Here is an 18,885-nt window from a genome sequence, read left to right on the forward strand (position 1 = left end):
AGACTTCCGGCGTCCCGGATCGTCCGCCGGAGCCTCTCCTCAAGCTCGCCGGAGGCGAGACCCGAAGGCCGGCGATGACAGCGGGAGGCTCCGTAGGCATCCGAGTCTGATCAGAATTTCCGCAGAGGACCTGTTGGTTCCTGCTGTTGCCCATCAGGCACATTTCGGCTCGCCACCCCAGCTTTTTGCTCACAACTCCCAGGCGAGGGGATGCAGCCCGCCGCACATGCGGCTATTGTAGGGCCTTGCGGCCTGTATCAGATCACCGTCGTCGAGAACGTCCATCGGGGCGACACGGTTCTGCGCTAGCGCTCTGAGCGGCCGGATCATTGGGGATCGGGTATGCTGCGTCAGCTCTTCGCGCCACAGCTCATTGGGCTCTACGCTCTGATCGGGGCCACCATCTACGTCCATTTCCGCGGCAAGGAGCGGCTGCGCTTCGCCCGCCAGCTCGGCGATCACTCCACCTATCTCGCCCCCTACAACGTGCTGATGTATGCCGGCTCGGCCGTGCCGAACACGCCGGTGATCCCGGTCGAGCAGTTTCCCGAGCTGCAGAAGCTCACCGACAACTGGCAGGAGATCCGCGAGGAGGCGGTGCGGCTGTTCGACGACGGCTTCATCCGCGCCGCCGCCGCCAACAACGACTGGGGCTTCTATTCCTTCTTCAAGAGCGGCTGGAAGCGCTTCTATCTGAAATGGTACGACGACTTCCTGCCGTCGGCGCGCACGCTGTGCCCGAAGACGGTGGAGCTGCTCAACTCCATCCCGAACGTCCACGGCGCGATGTTCGCGATGCTGCCGCCCGGCGGCAAGCTCGGCGCCCACCGCGACCCCTTCGCCGGCTCGCTGCGCTATCACCTTGGCCTCGTCACCCCGAACTCCGACAAGTGCCGCATCCTGGTCGACGGCGTGCCCTGCGTCTGGCGCGACGGCGAGGCCTTCATGTTCGACGAGACTTTTATTCACAGCGCGGAGAACCTGACCGACGTCAACCGTATCATCCTGTTCTGCGACGTCGAGCGCCCGATGAAATACGGCGCCTTCACCGCCATCAACCGCTGGGTCAGCCACCACATCGTCAAGGCCTCGGCGACGCAGAACGTCGAGGGCGAGCATGTCGGCGTGCTGAACAAGGTGTTCGGCAAGCTGTATGAGTTTCATCTCGCCACGCGCAAGGTGAAGGCGTGGAACAGGACGGTGTACTACGCGGCGAAGTACACGCTGACGGTGGCGATCGTCGGCGCGATCGTGGTGTCGGCGTTTCGGTGAGGGGCGGGGACGGGTAGGGCGGATTAGCGAAGCGTAATCCGCCGCTCCTTGTCCGCGGAGGGACGGCGGATTACGCCTTCGGCTAATCCGCCCTACGTTTGCTAGATCGCAGAAGCGATCTTGTCGCTCCATCGGATCATGTTCCCGCATTCTTCTGCGTATCCGCACGCGATGAATGCCGCAATTTCTTGCACGAATTCGAGTGCCGGCGTGAATGGCTCACGTCCCGAATAAAGCTGTGTTCCCTCCGGACCATACTCGCATGCCGTTTTCAGATAAACGTCGAGTAAGCGCGCAAATAGTGCGTCCGGTAGCTCGCCATAGGCCAGGACACTCGCACGTGTTTTGGGAGCTTCGAAAAAGCTGTACACTGCAAATGCTTCCTCGCCACGACGCCGCTTTGCGAGCTCGTATTGCGGATGAGTCATGCCTTCGAAGCCGCTTTGGGTCTCTACCAATGTCATGGCGGCGCCGAGTTCCCAAAGCACGTAGCACCCGTCCTCGAACGGCGTTTGTGCGTAGTGCCAGTAGTAGCCCGGCATGTCGCTTGGTTCGAGCGTCATCGCAAGCCGTCGTGCGAGGCCGATGGCCAGCTCTGCAGCCAATCGGAGACGTGCCGATGGTTCAGTAAGTTCGGACATAGGCACTGATCCCAAAACTGATTTCAAAGCGCTGACAAAACGCCGCCTCCGCGCAGTTTATTCGTTGAAACGAGGAATTGATGATCTGTCGCAAGCAGAATACGAGATCGTTGCTTTTGAGGTCGGGTCGCTGCCGGTCGGCTTTCTTTTCTCAGTGTCGTACAGCGCGCTGGTCCTGGTCGTCGGGCAAATCACGTCCGTCATCAGCCTGTCAAGTCCTTCCGGAAAACATAAATCGCTTGATAATTTCGTAAAATCAGTATTACAGTCTCGCCCATCCCGTTGCGCGGTAGGGGACGGTTCGCGGTCGTCACGGACGTTGGCAGCGGGGAGCGGTGGACGCGGGCGGCGGCGTGTGATGAGCACGGACGAACGTTTCGCTCGCGGACGGTGAAGGCGCGTGGTTCTGATACTCCGATGCTAGTATCCAGCGTCATGCGCGATAGCGCATGGCGCGACATGGTGGCCAGAAAGCCCGGTGCACCAGGAAGAGCGCGCTATAGCCTGTTAAAACCATCGCGCGGGGAAGGCCGGGTGTGTTCGGCCAGACCTGTGGTGACTGCCGCCTGCTTTTTTTCTGCAGGCGGGCCACGGGCGCGGCCAGCGCCCGGCCTTCCCTGCGCCCTCCGATTGGAGAGGGCGGGAGTTGGAGCATCACTCGGGCGCGGGATGCGTCGCGAGAAGGTGGGTGCTTGTTTCCCTGATAGCCCGATGCTGTTTGAGATTGTGGATCAGATGATGGTGCATGCCCATGCGCCGGCTGATGGCTTTGCCGTCGGCGATGAGGTGTGCCGCACGTTCGGGGCCTCATGGTTCGAGACGCGCCGCGGACGATGATCTCGCCTCGGATCGGCCCGATCGGTGCGGCGTTCCTCACCATGGGGGTCGAAGATCTCGCCGCGCGGACGGTGCGCTCCCCTCCCCGCAAGGGGGAGGGGAGTGCACCGTCGGGTGCCGTGGCTGGGTGCTGCACTTCAGACGTCTGGCGAACGAAAAAAGGCCGCGCGGGGCGCGGCCTTTTGACGATGAGGTCTGCGGCGCTGAGGCCGCTCTGCGAGGCGCGACGGCTTACTTCGCCGCCGGCCCGATGCTCACCTTCAGCGTGCCGACGCCGTCGACGCCGCATTCGATCTTGTCGCCTGCGACCACCGCCGCGACACCGGCCGGCGTGCCGGTCATGATGATGTCGCCGGCGGCGAGTTCGACCTGCTGGGAGAGCTTCCAGATGATCTCCGGCACGTTCCAGATCAGCTCGGAGAGGTCGCCCTTTTGCCGCTCGGTGCCGTTGACCGACAGCCAGATCTTGCCCTTCGCAGGGTGGCCGATCTTGGATGCGGGCTGGATGGCGGAGCACGGCGCGGAATGGTCGAACGACTTTCCGACCTCCCAGGGGCGCTGCATCTTGCGGGAGGCGAGCTGCAGGTCGCGGCGGGTGAGGTCGATGCCGACGGCGTAGCCGTAGACGTGGTCCAGCGCCTTGTCGGTCGGGATGTTGAGGCCGCCGCTCTTGAGCGCGACCACCAGCTCGACCTCGTGATGCATGTCCTGGGTCAGCGGCGGGTAGGGGATGACGGCGCCCTCGGGCGCCAGCATGTCGGCGTGCTTGGCGAAGAAGAACGGCGGATCGCGCTCGTCATTGCCCATCTCGCGGATGTGCTCGAGATAGTTGCGGCCGACGCACCAGATGCGGCGGACCGGGAAGACACCGGCTTCGCCCTGGACGGGAAGAGAAGGCTGCGGGAAGGCCGGGATGACGGTGGAGCTCATGAAAGGTCTCGATGCGGTGAAATGGGCTTTTCAGGATGTCGCGGTCATGAGGATGACGTTCGGCCCCATGTCGCGCTGTTGCAGGCGGAAGAACGAAGCATAGCGGCCGCCACGGCGCAACAGATCGTCATGCCGGCCCCGCTCGACGATTTCGCCGGCCTCGACCACCAGGATGGCGTCGGCGTTCATGATGGTGTGCAGGCGATGCGCGATGACGATGGTGGTGCGGTTCTGGCAGAGATGCTCGATCGCCTCCTGCACCTGGCGTTCGGACTCGGAATCCAGCGCCGCGGTGGCCTCGTCGAGCAGGATAACGGGTGCGTTGCGGATCAGCGCGCGGGCGACCGCGATGCGCTGGCGCTGACCGCCGGAGAGTTGCGTGCCGTGCTCGCCGACCGGCGTGTCGTAGCCGAGCGGGAAGCCCATGATGAAGTCGTGCGCGCAGGCCGCCTTCGCCGCCTCGATGATCTCGGCCTCCGTCGCCCCCGGCTTGCCGAAGGCGATGTTGGCGCGGATCGAGTCGCGGAACAGATAGACGTCCTGGCCGACATAGGCGGTCTGCGCCCGCAGCGAGTGCCGGGACACGGCCGAGATCGACTGGCCGTCGATCAAGATGTCGCCTGCGGTGGCCTCGTAGAAGCGCAGCAGCAGCGCCAGCACGGTCGACTTGCCGCCGCCGGACGGGCCGACCAGGGCGGTGACCTTGCCGGGCTCGGCCGTAAAGCTCATGCGCTTGAGCACCGGCTCGTTGTCGCGATAGGCGAAGGAGACGTCGCGCAGCTCGATCTTGGCGTCGCTGAGCTTCAGCGCCGGCTTGTCGTCGTCGGGCCGCTCGCTGGCCGGGCTGTCGACGACTTCGAGCAGCATGCGGGCGCCAACCAGCTGGCTGTTGAGGTCGATGTTGAGCCGCGCCAGCCGCTTCGCCGGCTCGGTCGCCATCAGGAAGGCGATCATGAACGAGAAGAACTGGCCCGGCGTGGCGTCGAGCGCGACCACCGAGTAGCCGGCATACATCAGGCAGCCGGCGACGGCGAAGCCGCCGAGCATCTCCATCAGCGGATTGGAGCGGTTGGAGACGCGAGCCATCTTGTTGGCGTTCTGCTCGACGGCGGCGATGTTCTCGTCGATGCGCGCGCGCATCGCCGCTTCCATCGTGAACGCCTTGACGGTGCGGATGCCCTGCAGCGATTCCTGCATCGTCTCGAGGATGTCGGCGGTGCCGGTGAACTGGTTGTAGGCGAGGCCCTTGATGCGCTTGACCAGCTTGCGCAGCACCAGCATCGCCGGCGGCACCACGAGCAGGCCGAGCAGCGACATCCAGGGATCCTGCAGCACCATCACCGCGATCATGCTGATCAGGGTGACGAGATCGCGCCCGATCGCGTTGATCAGCATGCTCAGGATGTCAGTGATCGACTTGGCGCCGGAGGTCAGGCGGGCCAGGAACTCGGAGGAATGGCGCTCGGAGAAGAAGCCGACGCTCTCGTTCATCAGCTTGGCGAACAACTGCCGCTGGTTGTTGGCGAGGATGGCGTTGGAGATCTTCGACAGGATGACGGCGTAGCTGTAGGTGGTGATGCCCTTGACGAACAAGAGCAGCACGGTGACGCCGGAGAGCGCGACGATGCCGGGGATGCTCTTCTCGACATAGGCCTTGTTGATGACCTGGCCGAGCACGTAGGTCGCCGTGGCGCTGGCTCCGGCGGCGACCGCCATCAGCGCGAAGGCGGTGAGATAGCGGCGCCAGTAGACGAGGCCCTGTTCCATCACGAGGCGGCGGATCAGGATCGCGGCGCCATAGGGATCGTCGGTGATCTTCTTCGGAAATTCGGCCATTCTGGTCCCTGGCCGCGCGGGCAAATCGCCGGGCGGACAAGAGTGCTTGCCCGCTCGGGGCGGCTTTTTCAAGCCCCCCGGTCCACGGCTAAGTGCTTGATTCTAGGCCGAGGCCCGCTGCTCCCTGTCGCTGTGGCGTTCCAGGAACAGTTTCTCCTCCCAGGCCAGCGCGTGGGCGGCGATTGTTTCCAGATTGTCATAGGCCGGCGTCCAGTCGAGCAGCGCCTTGAGACGGCTGGTATCGGCCACCATGCTCATGATGTCGCCGGGACGGCGCGGGGCGGTTTGCACCGGAATGACGCGGCCGGACACGCGGCGCACGGCCTCGATGGTCTCGAGCACCGAATAGCCGCGGCCATAGCCGCAGTTCAGCGTGGTGGAGGCGCCGCCGGCGCGCAAATAGGCGAGCGCGGCGCGATGCGCCTGGGCGAGGTCGCTGACATGGATGAAGTCGCGGATCGCGGTGCCGTCCGGGGTCGGATAGTCGGTGCCGTAGATGTCGATCTTGGCGCGCTGGCCGGTCGCGACCTCCATCGCGATCTTCATCAGATGCGTCGCGCCGACGGTGGCGAGCCCGATGCGGCCGTGCGGATCGGCGCCGGCGACGTTGAAGTAGCGCAGGGCGACATAGTTGAGGTCGTGCGCCGCGGCGGTGTCGTGCAGCATGATCTCGGCCATCAGCTTCGAAGTGCCGTAGGGCGAGGTCGGCCGCGTCGGCGCGGTCTCGGGCACCGGAACCTGGTCCGGATTGCCGTAGACGGCCGCGGTCGAGGAGAAGATGAAGCGGTTGACGCCGCGCTTGACCGCCGCGTTCAAGAGGCTGCGCGTGGTCATAGTGTTGTTGCGGTAGTACAGCAGGGGATCGCGCACCGACTCCGGCACCACGACGGAGCCGGCGAAATGGATGATGCTGTCGACGCCGTGCTGGCTGATGACGCCGTCGACGAGGTTCTCGTCGCCGGCATCGCCGATGAACAGCGGCACCTCGCTCGGCACGAAGCCGGAGAAGCCGGTGGAGAGGTTGTCGATCACCACGACGCTTTCGCCGGCCTCCGCCAGCGCGAGCACCATGTGGCTGCCGATATAGCCGGCGCCGCCGGTGACAAGCACGGTCATTGTTTGACGCGATCCCTGTTTGTTTTGCGGCACACTAACGCCCGCGAAATGAAGGACCTGTTGCGGGGGATCGCGAACTGGCGGCGGTGCTGAATGTTGCGTATAGGGAACCGTTAAAATTGGAGTGAATGGTGCAAGCCGAGCCGTTTTCCGCAGGAGATCTCGATGTCATCGTGCCGAACCTGCACCGCCGCTATTCCGGCGTGACGGCGACCAATCGCATGGTGGCGCCGAAGCTCGCGAAGCTGGTGCGCGCGGCCTGGCTCGGCAGCTACGCGCCGGACGGGATCGCGCGGATGCACGCGCGCGATCTGCTCAAGGTGTGGGGCCGGCGCCGGCCGTTGATCTGGCACGCCCGCCGCAACGACGAGATGATCATAGGCGTGATCCTGCGCGCGCTCGGCTGGCCACTCAAGCTGGTGTTCACGTCAGCCGCGCAGCGCCATCACAGCTGGATCACCCGCTGGCTGATCCGCCGCATGGACGCGATCATCGCCACCAGCGACATCTCGGCGTCCTATCTGAAGCGCGAGGCTGTGGTGGTCACGCACGGTGTCGACACCGAGGTTTATGAGCCGCCCGCCGATCGCGCTGCCGCGTTCGCCGAAAGCGGCCTGCCGGGCAAATACGCCATCGGCTGCTTCGGCCGCGTCCGCGCGCAAAAGGGCAGCGACGTATTTGTCGCCGCGATGTGCCGGCTGTTGCCGCGCTATCCGGATTTCTCCGCGGTGCTGGTCGGCGCCGTCACGCCGGAACAGATGCCGTTCGCGAGCGATCTCAAGAAGCAGATCGCCGCGGCGGGGCTCGAGCAGCGCATTGTCATTACCGGCGAACTCGACATCGCCGATGTGCAGCGCTGGTATCAGCGGCTGACGATCTACGCTTTCACCTCGCGCAACGAAGGCTTTGGCCTGACCTTGATCGAGGCGATGGCCGTCGGCGCCGCGCTGGTCGCGGCACGGGCTGGTGCGGCGGAGATCGTGGTTGAGGAGGGCGTGACGGGCAGGCTGGTGCCGCCAGGCGATGTCGATGCGCTGGTGGCCGCGCTCGAGCCGCTGATGCAGGATCCGGAAGCGGCGCGCGTGATGGGCGAGCGGGCGCGAACGCGCGTGATGGAGAAGTTCAGCCTCGAAGCCGAGGCCGAGAAGATCGCCGCGGTCTATCGCGGACTGGTCTGAGCAATGACATCGGCGACGAACGCATCGAGGTCGCCGCCGGCGAACAGGAAGCCGGGCAGGCCGGCCGCTTCCGCTGCCGCGATGTCGGAAGCGCGGTCGCCAATCACGAAGCTGCCCTCGCGCCGGATGGGCCAGTGCTGCATCAGGTCGAGGATCATGCCCGGCTGTGGCTTGCGCCAGGGATGTTCGCGCAGATACTGCTCGACGGAGCCTTCGGTATGGTACGGGCAGTAGCGGATGTCGTCGATCACGGCCCCCTGCGCCGCCAGCTCCGCCCGCATCCAGTCGTGCAGGCTGAGCACGTCGTCCTCGCTGAACAGCCCGCGCGCGACGCCGGACTGGTTGGTGAAGAGGAAGACGTGATAGCCGGCCTCGTTCAGCCGCCGGATGGCGTTCGCCACATTCGGCATCCAGCGGATGCGCTCGGGCGAGCCGATGTAGTTGTCGTCATGATTGATGACGCCGTCGCGGTCGAGAAACGCTGCGGGCTTCAGGGGAGCGCTGGTCATCTAGGTCTGGTCTCGCATCAAGGCCGCCTCGATCGTCTCGCAGATGCCATGCGCTGTCGCGAGGTGGATCTGCTGGATCAGCGGCGTGTCGTCGCTGGGCGCGACCAGCAGCTCGTCGCACAATTCGCCCATCGCGAGCCCCTTGGTACCGGTGAAGCCGACCGTAACCAAGCCGCGCTCGCGCGCCTTGCGCAGCGCGTTGAGGATGCTCGGCGACCGGCCGGAGGTCGAGATCGCTAGCAGCACGTCGCCGGCAACGCCGAGTCCCTCGACCTGGCGGGCGAAGACGTGGTCGAAGCCATAGTCGTTGCCGATCGCGGTCAGCGCCGAGGTGTCGGTGGTCAGCGCGATGGCCGCATAAGCGGGCCGCTCCCGCTTGTAGCGGCCGACGATCTCGGCGGCGATGTGCTGCGCATCCGCCGCGCTGCCGCCATTGCCGACGATCAAGAGCTTGTGGCCGCCGCGTAGCGCCGCGATGATCGCCGCCGCGATCCGCTCGGCGCTGGCGAGCATCGTGGCATCGCCGGCAGCATGCTCCATCGCCGCTTGGGAGCGGGCGAGATGGCTGGCGATCAGGCTGTCCGGGGCGTGGGTCACGATGACGGCTCGGGTTGCGGTGAAGCCGGTGTAGGAGGCGCCGGGGCGCTCGGCAAGCTAGGGGGCGACCGGGATCGCCGCGCCGGCCAGGATCTGCCGGGCGATGGCAGCGACATCAGTCGCCGGGATGTCGCGCATGCAGCGGTGATCGTTCATGCGGCACACCGGGCGGTGGCAGGGCTGGCAGGGCACCTGGGTCTTGGTCTGGACCGTGGCGGCGAGGCCGTTCAGCGGCGCCCAGTGGTACGGGCTGGTCGGGCCGAAGATGCCCATGGTCGGCGTCCCAAGCGCGGCAGCGATATGCATCAGGCCCGAATCGTTGGAAATCGCGACGCCCGCGGCTGCCATGGCCAGGATACCGTTGCGCAGGTCGGTTCCTGTCAAGTCGCGGACGGCAGGACCGCCGGTGGCGACAATCTCAGCGGCCAGCGCCTTCTCGCCGGGGCCGCCGACGACCCAGACGTCCAGCCCGGCGGCGAGCAGCAGCCGGGCTGCCTCGCCGTAGAACGGCCAGCGCTTGGCGGCGCCGACCGATCCCGGCGCCAGCGCCACAGCGGGGCGGCTGCCGAGACCGTTGGCCTCCCGCCAGCGCGCGACGTCCTCTGCCGGCACACGCAGCTGCGGCACCGGCCATTCCGGCGGCAGCGGCGCGCCGTCGGGCAGGGCCAAGGCAGCGTTCTTGTCGATGAACCGCGGCAGCGCCTTCTCGCCCCAGCGCCAGCGATTGAGCAGCCCGAACCTGATCTCGCCGACGAAGCCAACCCGCTCGGGAATGCCAGCGAGCGCCGGCGCCAGCGCGGATTTCCAGGTCCGCGGCATGACCAGCGCCGTGCGATAGTGGCGCTCGCGCAACATGCTGGCGAGATGCCACTGCCTGGCCAGCGCCAGCCGGCTGCGCGGCAGGTCCCAGACGATGCCGGAGCGGACGCCGGGCATGTAATCGACCAGCGGCGCGCACAGCGATGTTACCAGCAGATCCACAGGGCGATTCGGCCAGCGCTCCTTGAGCACCCGCACCACGGTGTGCCCGCGGACGAAATCCCCGATCCACATGTAGGGGATGATCAGGATGGGGCTGGTGTCCTCAGCGTCCACCGCGATCTTGGCCGAATTGGAATTCATTCTTTGTCTGCCTGGCTCCGGCGCGCTGGTACCCGCTCAGCCGCCACAGGTAAAGTGCGCCGGACCCGGCCGTCACCAAACCGCTTACACTTTGCCGCCGCATGCGCTACGCGAGGGCCGGGTTTTCGGGTCAAGGACGGGTTGCGGAATGTTGCTGGTGACCGGCGGCGCCGGGTTTATCGGATCGAATCTGGTCGCGGCGCTGAACGAGGCCGGCCGGACCGATGTCGTGGTGTGCGACACGCTGGGCAGCGAGGGGAAGTGGCGCAACCTGGCCAAGCGGCAGCTGGCCGATGTCGTGCCGCCATCCGACCTGGACGCCTGGCTGAAGGGCCGCAGGCTCGACGCCGTCCTGCACATGGGCGCGATCTCCGCGACCACGGTGGTCGACGGCGACCTCGTGATGGAGCGCAACTTCCGCAGTTCCCTGCGCCTGCTCGACTGGTGCACGGCGAATCTGACGCCGTTCATCTACGCCTCGTCGGCGGCGACCTATGGCGACGGCGCGCAGGGGTTCGTGGATGATCCGTCGCTCGCGGCGCTGAAGACGCTGCGCCCCATGAATCTCTACGGCTGGAGCAAGCATCTGTTCGACACCGCGATCGCGGCGCGCGCCGAGCGCGGCGAAAGGCTGCCGCCGCAATATGTCGGGCTGAAATTCTTCAACGTGTTCGGCCCCAACGAGTACCATAAGGGCTCGATGATGAGCGTGCTGACCCGTCGCTTCGACGACATCAAGGCGGGTCAGACGCTGCAGCTGTTCAAGTCGCACCGCGACGGCATCGCCGACGGCGACCAGCGCCGCGACTTCATCTATGTCGACGACGTCGTGCGCGTGATGCTGTGGCTGCTGGCCACGCCGTCGGTCTCCGGGCTGTTCAATGTCGGCACGGGGCAGGCGCGCAGCTTCAAGGACATGATGCTGGCGGTCTACACCACTCTCGGCGCAACGCCGCGGATCGAGTACGTCGACATGCCTGAAGCGATTCGCGGCAGCTACCAGTACTTCACCCAGAGCAATGTCGACCGCCTGCTGGCCGCCGGCTACAACGGCGGTTTCACGCCGCTCGAGGATGCGGTGGCCCTCTATGTCCGAGACTATCTCGATTCCGCCGACCGCTTCCGCTAGACGAGTTCGTTCCGACCACTGCACCGAGACTGCCGCTGATGTTCGACTTTGACGATCTCTCGCAAGCGATCGCCCGCCAGACGGTGCTGTGCGTCGGCGACCTCATGCTCGACGAGTTCGTCTATGGCGAGGTGTCGCGGATTTCGCCCGAGGCGCCGGCGCCGGTCATCGCGGTCCAGCGCAGCGAGACCAATATCGGCGGCGCCGGCAATGTCGCGCGCAACATCGCCGCGCTCGGGGCGCGCTGCATCTTCGTCGGCCTGGTCGGGCAGGATGCGGCCGGCGACCAACTCGAGGCCGAGCTTGCCAAGGTTGATGGCATCGAGAGCGTCCTGGTGCGCGACCCGTCGCGGCCGACGACGCGCAAGGTGCGCTTCGTCTCCGAGCATTTCTCCACCCACATGCTGCGCGCGGATTGGGAGCGCGCTGCCCCGGCGTCCGAGGACATCGAGCAGAAGCTGATCGCGGCGATTCTGCCGCTGATCGCCCGCGCCGACATCGTGCTGCTGTCGGACTACGCCAAGGGCGTGCTGACCGCGCGTGTGCTGCGTAACGTGATCGATGCCGCGCGCAGGGCGGGCAAGCGCGTGATCGTCGACCCCAAGAGCGCCAATCTCGCGATCTATCGCGGCGCCAGCGTGCTGACGCCCAACCGCAAGGAATTCTCGGAAGCCACCCGCAGCCGCGCCGAGACCGAGCAGGAGATTGCAGCGGCCGCGCAGGATGCGATCTATCTCGCCGATTGCGAGGCGATCCTGGTGACGCAGAGCGAGCGGGGTATGACCTTGGTGCCGCGCCAGGGTGATCCAGTCCACGTGCCGGCCTACCCGGTCAAGGTGCGCGACGTCTCCGGCGCGGGCGACACGGTCGTCGCCGTCCTTGCCGCTGCGCTCGCAGCCGGCGCGGCCTGGGAAGACGCATTGCGGATGGCGAGCGCAGCGGCGGCGGTGGCGGTCAGCAAGCAGGGCACGGCCAGCGTGACGTCGGCGGAGTTGCGCAGAAAGATCCTGCCGCATGCCTATCGCGCGGCCGAGGAGAAGATCATCGAGAGCGATGGTGAGCTCGCGGCCCGAGTCGCGGCGTGGCGCGGCGAGGGCCTGCGTGTCGGCTTCACCAATGGCTGTTTCGACATTCTCCACCCTGGCCATGTGAAGGTGCTGACCGCAGCGCGCGCTGCCTGCGACCGGTTGGTGGTCGGATTGAACAGCGATGCCTCGGTCAAGCGGCTGAAGGGCGAGAGCCGTCCCGTGCAGGACGAGCGTGCCCGCGCTGAGGTCCTTGCTGCATTGGAGGCCGTGGATCTCGTGGCGATCTTCGCCGAGGACACGCCGCTGCGCCTGATCGAGCTGGTCCGGCCGAGCGTGCTGGTCAAGGGCGGCGACTACACGCGCGAGCAGGTTGTGGGTCACGAGGTCGTCGAGGCTTCCGGCGGCGAGGTGCTTCTGATCGACATCTTGAAGGGACACAGCACGACCGCGCTGGTCGACCGTGCCCGGAGCGATCTGCGATGAGCGCGCTGGCAGGTCATCCCGGTCCGGCGCTGCTGGCGCGCCGCTGGCGCGATCCGGCGGCGTGGCGCACCACCGTCGACGTGGTGGCGATTCTGCTCGCGGCCTCGCTGCCGTGGTCGACGTCGCTGGTGTCCATCCTCGGCGTCGTGATGCTGATCACGATGCTGCCGTTTCTCGACTTCGACCGCCTGCTGCAGATCCTCAGGCGGCCGATCTCGCTGGCGCCGGTCGCGCTGTTCGTGCTGGCGCTGGTCGGCACCTTGTGGTCGGACGCGGCCTGGGGCGCGCGGCTCTACGCCGTCGGCCCGGCGGCGAAGCTGCTGGTGCTGCCGGCGCTGCTCTATCACTTCCAGCGCTCCGAGCGCGGCCTGTGGGTGTTCACGGCCTTTCTTGCCTCCTGCGTGCTGATGGTGGTGATGTCCACGGCGGTCGCGTTCAATCCGGCGCTGGCGCTCAAGGCCAATGCCGATCGCGGCATCTTCGTGAAGAACTACATCGACCAGGGGCAGGAGTTCTCGCTCTGCGCGGTGGCGCTGGCCTATCCGATCGCGCAGCTGTTGCGCGCCCGCCGCTTCGTGCCCGCCGGCCTTCTCACTGTGATCATGATCGCATTCCTGGCCAACATGATCTTCATCGTCGTCTCGCGCACCGCGCTGGTCACGATCCCGATCCTGCTCGCGGTGTTCGGCATGATCCATCTGAAATGGCGGGCCAACCTGATGATCGCGGTCACGGCTGTCTTGATCGGCTTGGCCGCATGGTCGGTCTCGCCGCAATTGCAGCAGAAGGTGGCGACGTTCACGCAGCAGTACCAGGATTACCGGAACGACCGCGCCGTCACCTCGATCGGCGAGCGGCTGGAGTTCTGGCGCAAATCGCTGCACTTCTTCGCCGACGCTCCGCTGATCGGCCACGGCTCGGGCTCGACGCGCCATCTGTTCGAGCTCGCTGCGAGCGGCCGCACGGACCTCGCCGCCGGCACCGTGGTCGGCAATCCGCACAATCAGACGCTCAACGTCGCGGTCCAGTGGGGTACGCTCGGCGTGGTCATCCTCTACGCGATGTGGGCGGTGCATCTCCTGCTGTTTCGCGGCGACGGCCTCGTGCCATGGATCGGGCTCCTCGTGGTGGTGCAGAACATCTTCACCTCGCTGTTCAACTCCCACATCTTCGATTTCCACGAGGGGTGGATGTATGTGATCGGCGTCGGCGTCGCCGGCGGCATGGTGATGCGATCGCGGAAACAGTCCGGTGTGGAGCAGGGGGCCGTCGTGCCATGACGCGCCTGTCGCAACTCACCTCGCGGAACCTGCTGATCGCGGCGCATGACCTGCTGGCCAGCATCGTGGCGCTGTTCGCGGCGTTCTACATCCGCTTCGAGGGCGCCAGCACGTTCTGGGACCGGGTGCCGCTGCTGCTCCAGATCCTGCCTTACTTCATCGCCTTCAGCTTCGTCGTCTTCTACTTCTCGAACCTGCTGACCACGAAGTGGCGCTTCACCTCGCTGCCCGATGCGCTCAACATCGTGCGCGTCGCGACCGTGCTGGCGCTCGCCTTCCTGGTGCTCGACTACATCATCGTCGCGCCCAATGTGCGTGGCACGTTCTTCTTCGGCAAGCTCACGATCATCCTGTTCTGGTTCCTGGAGATCTTTGCGCTCAGCACGCTGCGCTTCGCCTACCGCTATTTCCGCTACACGCGGGTGCGGCGGCACGCGCGATCCGACGACGCCGCGCCGGCGCTTCTGATCGGCCGCGCGGCCGATGCCGAGGTCGTGCTGCGCGGCATCGAGAGCGGGGCGGTCAAGCGCATCTGGCCGATCGGCATTCTCTCGCCGTCGATGGCCGACCGGGGCCAGCTGATCCGCGGCGTTCCGGTGCTCGGCGGCATCGACGACGTCGAGGATGTCGCGGCTGATTTTGCCCGGCGCGACCGGCCGATCGCGCGCGCGCTGATGATGCCGACGGCGTTCGATCCGGACTGCCATCCGGAAACCTTCCTGATGCGGGCACGGAGGCTGCGCCTGATCGTCAGCCGGCTGCCGTCGCTGGAGAGCGGCGATGCACCGCGGCTGACGCCCGTCGCGGTGGAAGACCTCCTGCTGCGTCCCAGCCACAAGATCGATTACGGCCGGCTGGAAGCGCTGGTGCGCGGCAAGGCCGTGGTCGTCACCGGCGGCGGCGGCTCGATCGGCGCCGAGATCTGTCAGCGCGTCGTGGCGTTCGGCGCGGCGCGGCTGCTCATCCTCGAAAACTCCGAGCCGGCGCTGTATGCGATCACCGAGGCGCTCGCGGCCGATCCCGAGGCCAATGTCGTCGTCGAAGGCCGCATCGCCGACATCAGGGATCGTGACCGGGTGTTCGCGCTGATCGGCGAGTTCAAGCCGGCGCTGGTGTTCCACGCCGCGGCTCTGAAGCACGTCCCGATCCTGGAGCGTGATTGGAGCGAGGGTGTCAAGACCAACATCTTCGGCTCGATCAACGTGGCCGATGCGGCCGTGGCCTCAGGAGCCGAGGCGATGGTGATGATCTCGACCGACAAGGCGATCGAGCCGGTGTCGATACTCGGTCTCACCAAGCGCTTCGCCGAGATGTACTGCCAGGCGCTCGACCGCCAACTCGCCGATCGGCCGGCGGGGCGGCCGCCGATGCGGCTGATCTCGGTCCGGTTCGGCAACGTGCTCGCGTCGAACGGCTCTGTGGTGCCGAAGTTCAAGGCGCAGATCGAGGCCGGCGGTCCGGTCACCGTGACGCATCCGGACATGGTGCGCTACTTCATGACCATCCGCGAGGCCTGCGACCTCGTGATCACCGCCGCCTCGCACGCCCTTGCGCCACAGCGGCCGGATGTCTCGGTCTACGTGCTGAACATGGGCCAGCCGGTCCGCATCGTGGAGCTCGCCGAGCGCATGATCCGGCTGTCCGGCCTGCAGCCGGGTTACGACATCGAGATCAAGTTCACCGGCATTCGTCCAGGCGAGCGGCTGAACGAGATTTTGTTCGCGAGCGAGGAGCCGCCGGCGGAGATCGGTGTCGCCGGCATCATGGCGGCGACGCCCAACGAACCGCCAATGCCGACGCTGAAAGCCTGGATCGCGGCGCTCGATCAGGCGATCGGGCGCAATGATCCGGTCACGATCAAGTCGGTGCTGAAAGATGCCGTGCCGGAGTTCGGCTCGAGCGCGGCCTGAGCCTTCAATGGTGTGGCCGCGAGAACCGGCTCAACACCCAGGTGACGGCGCCGAGACCGAACACGAGCAGAATGGCGTCCGCTGCCCGCGACTGCAGCGCCACGGAGAGCACGGCGAGGAGCGCCAGCGCGATGTTGAGGATGAACACCTCGCCGACGACGCGCGCGACGGTGAAGCCGTTGTCGGTCGCCTGTTGATAGAAGTGCGTGCGATGCGCCGCCCAGAATGGCTCCCGCCGCGCCATCCGCCGCAGCAGCGTGAAGGTGGCGTCGACCAGATAATACAACGGCAGCAGCAGCGCGGCGGCGACGTATCCCTGCCACGCCAGATGCAGCAGGCCCCAGCCGAGCAGCAAGCCGATGGGCAGGCTGCCGACATCGCCGAGAAAGACTTTGGCCACTGGACGGTTGAACGGCGCAAAGCCGAGCATGGCCCCGCCGAGCGCAGCGGAGATGGCGGTCGCGGGCCAGGGCAGCTCGCCGGAGAGGCCGAACAGGACGAGCGTCGCCGTGATCGGCACGGCCTCGGCCACTGTCATCAGGTCGAGCCCGTCCATGAAGTTGACGAGGTTGACGAACCACAGACCTGCGATCAGCAGCAGCGCGCGCTCGACCGCCAGCGGCACCGGAAACAGCCTGAGATCATCAGGCGCGGTGAGGACGACGAGGCCGACCGCCAGCCCCTGCAGGACGAAGCGCGGCAGCACCGGGATCGGCCTGATGTCGTCGACCAGGCCGACCAGCCCCAGCATCGGCACGGCGATGAACAGCATCGTCAGGGGCGCAAAGCCCAGCACCGAGGCAAAGGCGCCCCCGACCACGAGCGTCGCGCCGACGACCGCAATCCCGGCGCCCTGCGGCGTCGGGATCTTGTGCGAGGACCGCGCGTTCGGCCGCGCCAGCGCATAGCGCTGCAGCAGCGGGCGCAGCAGCACGATCGCCACGGCGCACATCACTGCCGCCAGCAGGGCGATGAGGGCGGCATTGGCGGCTGGGGTGGCGATCATCGGCCTGCGTCCGCGGCCGCGGTGAGGCGATCATAGAGCGCCACGACGGAGCGGCCGATGATCCTGGCCGAGAGCTTGTCCTCGACGAGCTGCCGTGCGGCCCGGCCATAGCGGATGCGCAGCTCGGGCAACGTCGCCAGCTGCGCCATCGCCTCCGCCAGGGCTGCCGCATCCTCGACCGGCACCGATAGCCCGGTCTGGCCGTGAATGGCGATCTCCCGGCAGCCGGGCGCATCCGTCGAGACCAGCGGACGGCCGCAGGCGGCGGCCTCGAGCAGGCTGACTGGCAGCCCTTCCCGATGCGACGGCAGCACGGCGATGTGGCAGCGGCGCCAGAGCTCGGTGATGTCCTTGATCTGGCCGAGCAGGGTGATGCCGGGCTCGTTCCGCCAAGCCTCGATCTCCACTGCCGAGACCGAGGCCGGGTTGGCCGGGTCGGGCGAGCCGGCGATCAGCAGCAGGTCGTCGCGGCCCTGCTGGCGCAGCATCCGGTGGGCAGCGACCAAGGCCCGGATGCCCTTGTCGGTCAGCAGCCGCCCGGCGAAGCCGAAGGTGATCGGCCCCTCCGGCTCGGGCAGCGGCTGGAAGCGGTCGGTGTCGACGCCGGAGCCGGGGATCAGCGTGATCTTGTCGGGGCGGACGCCCATCGCCTGCAGCGCATCGCGATCGTCCGGATTCTGCACCAGCACGCAGCTCGGCGCCCGGTTCATCAGCTTTGGCAGCAGCCACAGCAGGCCCTGCTTGAGCAGCCGCGAGCGCCGGCTCGACGACGTGAAGACGTAGCCCATGCCGGTCATGGCGTTGACGACGGGGGTGGCGCGTCCGAGCGCCGCGAGCGAGCCGAGCACGCTCGCCTGAAGCCCCGAGTGGTGCACGATGTCGGGCTGAATCGCCGCTTCCACGGCGCGTATCGCGCGGACCGTGGGCATGGCTGATGATGGCGACAGCCCGCCGCGCCGGAACGGGATCGGATGCAGCACGAAGCGCTCGGCCGCGATCGCGGCGGCGCCCGCGTTGACGTTGGTCGCGACATGCACCTCGTAGCCGGCATCGCGCGCCGCGCGCGCCATCGGCAGCCGGTGCATCAGGAACGCGAAATCCTCGTTGGCCACATAAAGCAGGCGGCGCGGCGAAGCGGAGCGGGGCGGGGGCATCAAACTCACGGTCTCAGGCGGTCGAAGGCCGTATAGGCCAAGACACGCCCTGGCGCGAGCCGTTATCTGCTTTGCCGGCGGTCATGAACCAACCGCCGGAGGCCCGGCGGTGGTCAACCCTGTCGCGGTCTGTAACGCCGCGGGTCTCAGACCAGGTGGAAGCTGGACAGGTGCGACAGCAACTCGGCGGCCGACACGTGCTGGATCGTGATGGTGTCCAGTGCCGCATCGGTGATCACGGCGTTGCCCGCCGCATCGTCATGGATCGCTGACTGCAACGCCGACTGGTCGGCGAAGAGGCTCTGGCTGAGCACGATCTTGTCGGTGCCGAGCGTAAAGTCGGCGATGTTCACCTGGCCGAAATGCGCGGCGAACACGAAGGTGTCGTGACCCTGCAGCGACACCGTCTGGGACGCCGCACCGGCGCCTTGCGCCGTCGCGTTGGAGATCAAAGTGCCGCCTTGGCCATCCGCGGCGAAGTGGAAATTCTCCGGCGACAGCGGACCGACGAAGTGCAGCGATGAGCTGTTCGTCCCGTCGCTCAGCGACAGGACCCCGCTCGCCTCGTCGAAATGCGTCTGCAGCGACGTGAAGGCGATGCTCTTCAGGTCGATCTGGGCTGCGGTGCTGCCAAAGCCGACGACATTGCCGCCGAAGGCCCGTGCGGCGAGGAGGTCGGCGACGTCCGACGTGTTGGCGGTCATGGCAGTCGAGTTCACCGCGCTGACGGACACCGGAATTCCGATGGTGCCGTCGCCGTTCAGGTCCTGGTGGAAGCTGGCCTCCAGGGCCTCGAGAGATGCCGAGCTGCCTGCCACGGCCCCGATCGCATTGCTCGTGTAGTTGCCGTTGCTGTC

15 protein-coding genes and 1 pseudogene are annotated in these 18,885 nt (G+C 66.7%); 6 read left to right on the forward strand and 10 right to left on the reverse strand.

Going from position 1 to position 18,885, the window contains the following annotated elements:
- Positions 1-342 precede the first annotated feature (342 nt).
- Entirely contained in the window at positions 343-1,272 is a 930-nt protein-coding gene (locus tag BRAO375_RS16440) for an aspartyl/asparaginyl beta-hydroxylase domain-containing protein (protein ID WP_009028591.1), read from the forward strand.
- Between the two features lie 101 nt (positions 1,273-1,373).
- Here BRAO375_RS16440 and BRAO375_RS16445 read toward each other — a convergent pair whose 3' ends face one another.
- The 4 genes from BRAO375_RS16445 to galE form a co-directional block, all read right to left on the reverse strand.
- Positions 1,374-1,913, reverse strand: coding sequence for a hypothetical protein (locus tag BRAO375_RS16445; RefSeq protein ID WP_035640644.1), 540 nt, complete (start codon positions 1,911-1,913; stop codon positions 1,374-1,376).
- Positions 1,914-2,981: 1,068 nt separating this feature from the next.
- Entirely contained in the window at positions 2,982-3,680 is a 699-nt protein-coding gene (locus tag BRAO375_RS16450) for a fumarylacetoacetate hydrolase family protein (protein ID WP_009028594.1), read from the reverse strand.
- Between the two features lie 30 nt (positions 3,681-3,710).
- Positions 3,711-5,516 (reverse strand): ABC transporter ATP-binding protein, encoded by a 1,806-nt coding sequence (locus tag BRAO375_RS16455; protein ID WP_009028595.1) that lies wholly within the window; start codon positions 5,514-5,516, stop codon positions 3,711-3,713.
- Between the two features lie 102 nt (positions 5,517-5,618).
- A complete protein-coding gene (galE, locus tag BRAO375_RS16460) occupies positions 5,619-6,632 on the reverse strand; it encodes a UDP-glucose 4-epimerase GalE (RefSeq protein WP_009028596.1) in 1,014 nt (337 codons plus the stop codon).
- Between the two features lie 128 nt (positions 6,633-6,760).
- Here galE and BRAO375_RS16465 point away from each other — a divergent pair, with 128 nt between their 5' ends.
- Positions 6,761-7,810 carry a glycosyltransferase family 4 protein gene (locus BRAO375_RS16465; RefSeq protein ID WP_085964510.1) on the forward strand — a complete coding sequence of 350 codons (1,050 nt, stop codon included), beginning with the start codon at positions 6,761-6,763 and terminating at the stop codon, positions 7,808-7,810.
- Here BRAO375_RS16465 and BRAO375_RS16470 read toward each other — a convergent pair.
- From BRAO375_RS16470 to waaF, 3 genes are read right to left on the reverse strand one after another with little or no spacing between them, the layout of a single operon-like run.
- Positions 7,792-8,319, reverse strand: a complete 528-nt coding sequence (locus BRAO375_RS16470) for a D-glycero-alpha-D-manno-heptose-1,7-bisphosphate 7-phosphatase (protein ID WP_009028598.1) — start codon at positions 8,317-8,319, stop codon at positions 7,792-7,794. The two genes, BRAO375_RS16465 and BRAO375_RS16470, sit on opposite strands and share 19 nt — an antisense overlap.
- Complete coding sequence (locus BRAO375_RS16475) at positions 8,320-8,916, reverse strand: D-sedoheptulose 7-phosphate isomerase (RefSeq protein WP_009028599.1); 597 nt, start codon at positions 8,914-8,916, stop codon at positions 8,320-8,322.
- A gap of 57 nt (positions 8,917-8,973) precedes the next feature.
- Positions 8,974-10,038, reverse strand: coding sequence for a lipopolysaccharide heptosyltransferase II (waaF, locus tag BRAO375_RS16480; RefSeq protein WP_009028600.1), 1,065 nt, complete (start codon positions 10,036-10,038; stop codon positions 8,974-8,976).
- A 148-nt stretch (positions 10,039-10,186) separates the two neighbouring features.
- On the opposite strand from waaF, the gene rfaD reads away from it, so the two are divergent.
- The 4 genes from rfaD to BRAO375_RS16500 are packed head-to-tail and all read left to right on the forward strand — an operon-like array spanning position 10,187 to position 15,868.
- Entirely contained in the window at positions 10,187-11,167 is a 981-nt protein-coding gene (gene rfaD / locus BRAO375_RS16485) for an ADP-glyceromanno-heptose 6-epimerase (RefSeq protein WP_009028601.1), read from the forward strand.
- Positions 11,168-11,205: 38 nt separating this feature from the next.
- Complete coding sequence (rfaE1, locus tag BRAO375_RS16490; RefSeq protein WP_009028602.1) at positions 11,206-12,678, forward strand: D-glycero-beta-D-manno-heptose-7-phosphate kinase; 1,473 nt, start codon at positions 11,206-11,208, stop codon at positions 12,676-12,678.
- Positions 12,675-13,958, forward strand: coding sequence for an O-antigen ligase family protein (locus tag BRAO375_RS16495; protein WP_009028603.1), 1,284 nt, complete (start codon positions 12,675-12,677; stop codon positions 13,956-13,958). Before rfaE1 ends, BRAO375_RS16495 begins: the two co-directional genes overlap by 4 nt.
- Positions 13,955-15,868, forward strand: coding sequence for a polysaccharide biosynthesis protein (locus BRAO375_RS16500; RefSeq protein ID WP_009028604.1), 1,914 nt, complete (start codon positions 13,955-13,957; stop codon positions 15,866-15,868). The genes BRAO375_RS16495 and BRAO375_RS16500 overlap by 4 nt, the downstream gene beginning before the upstream one ends.
- 4 nt (positions 15,869-15,872) lie before the next feature.
- Here the strand turns inward: BRAO375_RS16500 and BRAO375_RS16505 are convergent, their stop codons facing one another.
- From BRAO375_RS16505 to BRAO375_RS16515, 3 genes and pseudogenes are all read right to left on the reverse strand, one after another.
- Positions 15,873-16,874 carry an MraY family glycosyltransferase gene (locus tag BRAO375_RS16505; protein ID WP_009028605.1) on the reverse strand — a complete coding sequence of 334 codons (1,002 nt, stop codon included), beginning with the start codon at positions 16,872-16,874 and terminating at the stop codon, positions 15,873-15,875.
- Entirely contained in the window at positions 16,871-18,028 is a 1,158-nt protein-coding gene (locus BRAO375_RS16510) for a glycosyltransferase family 4 protein (protein ID WP_009028606.1), read from the reverse strand. Before BRAO375_RS16510 ends, BRAO375_RS16505 begins: the two co-directional genes overlap by 4 nt.
- Positions 18,029-18,174: 146 nt before the next feature.
- Positions 18,175-18,885: pseudogene (locus tag BRAO375_RS16515) on the reverse strand (S8 family serine peptidase); the annotation flags it as partial.

This window comes from Bradyrhizobium sp. ORS 375 (assembly GCF_000239775.1).
Lineage (GTDB): Bacteria > Pseudomonadota > Alphaproteobacteria > Rhizobiales > Xanthobacteraceae > Bradyrhizobium.

Bases quoted from the DNA above. Each gene is read 5' to 3' on its own strand.
- BRAO375_RS16500 (WP_009028604.1), top strand. From the start codon at position 13,955: ATGACGCGCCTGTCGCAACTCACCTCGCGGAACCTGCTGATCGCGGCG.
- BRAO375_RS16495 (WP_009028603.1), top strand. From the start codon at position 12,675: ATGAGCGCGCTGGCAGGTCATCCCGGTCCGGCGCTGCTGGCGCGCCGC.
- BRAO375_RS16470 (WP_009028598.1), bottom strand. From the start codon at position 8,319: ATGACCAGCGCTCCCCTGAAGCCCGCAGCGTTTCTCGACCGCGACGGC.
- waaF (WP_009028600.1), bottom strand. From the start codon at position 10,038: ATGAATTCCAATTCGGCCAAGATCGCGGTGGACGCTGAGGACACCAGC.
- rfaE1 (WP_009028602.1), top strand. From the start codon at position 11,206: ATGTTCGACTTTGACGATCTCTCGCAAGCGATCGCCCGCCAGACGGTG.
- BRAO375_RS16510 (WP_009028606.1), bottom strand. From the start codon at position 18,028: ATGCCCCCGCCCCGCTCCGCTTCGCCGCGCCGCCTGCTTTATGTGGCC.
- galE (WP_009028596.1), bottom strand. From the start codon at position 6,632: ATGACCGTGCTTGTCACCGGCGGCGCCGGCTATATCGGCAGCCACATG.
- BRAO375_RS16445 (WP_035640644.1), bottom strand. From the start codon at position 1,913: ATGTCCGAACTTACTGAACCATCGGCACGTCTCCGATTGGCTGCAGAG.
- BRAO375_RS16505 (WP_009028605.1), bottom strand. From the start codon at position 16,874: ATGATCGCCACCCCAGCCGCCAATGCCGCCCTCATCGCCCTGCTGGCG.
- BRAO375_RS16455 (WP_009028595.1), bottom strand. From the start codon at position 5,516: ATGGCCGAATTTCCGAAGAAGATCACCGACGATCCCTATGGCGCCGCG.
- rfaD (WP_009028601.1), top strand. From the start codon at position 10,187: ATGTTGCTGGTGACCGGCGGCGCCGGGTTTATCGGATCGAATCTGGTC.
- BRAO375_RS16465 (WP_085964510.1), top strand. From the start codon at position 6,761: ATGGTGCAAGCCGAGCCGTTTTCCGCAGGAGATCTCGATGTCATCGTG.
- BRAO375_RS16440 (WP_009028591.1), top strand. From the start codon at position 343: ATGCTGCGTCAGCTCTTCGCGCCACAGCTCATTGGGCTCTACGCTCTG.
- BRAO375_RS16450 (WP_009028594.1), bottom strand. From the start codon at position 3,680: ATGAGCTCCACCGTCATCCCGGCCTTCCCGCAGCCTTCTCTTCCCGTC.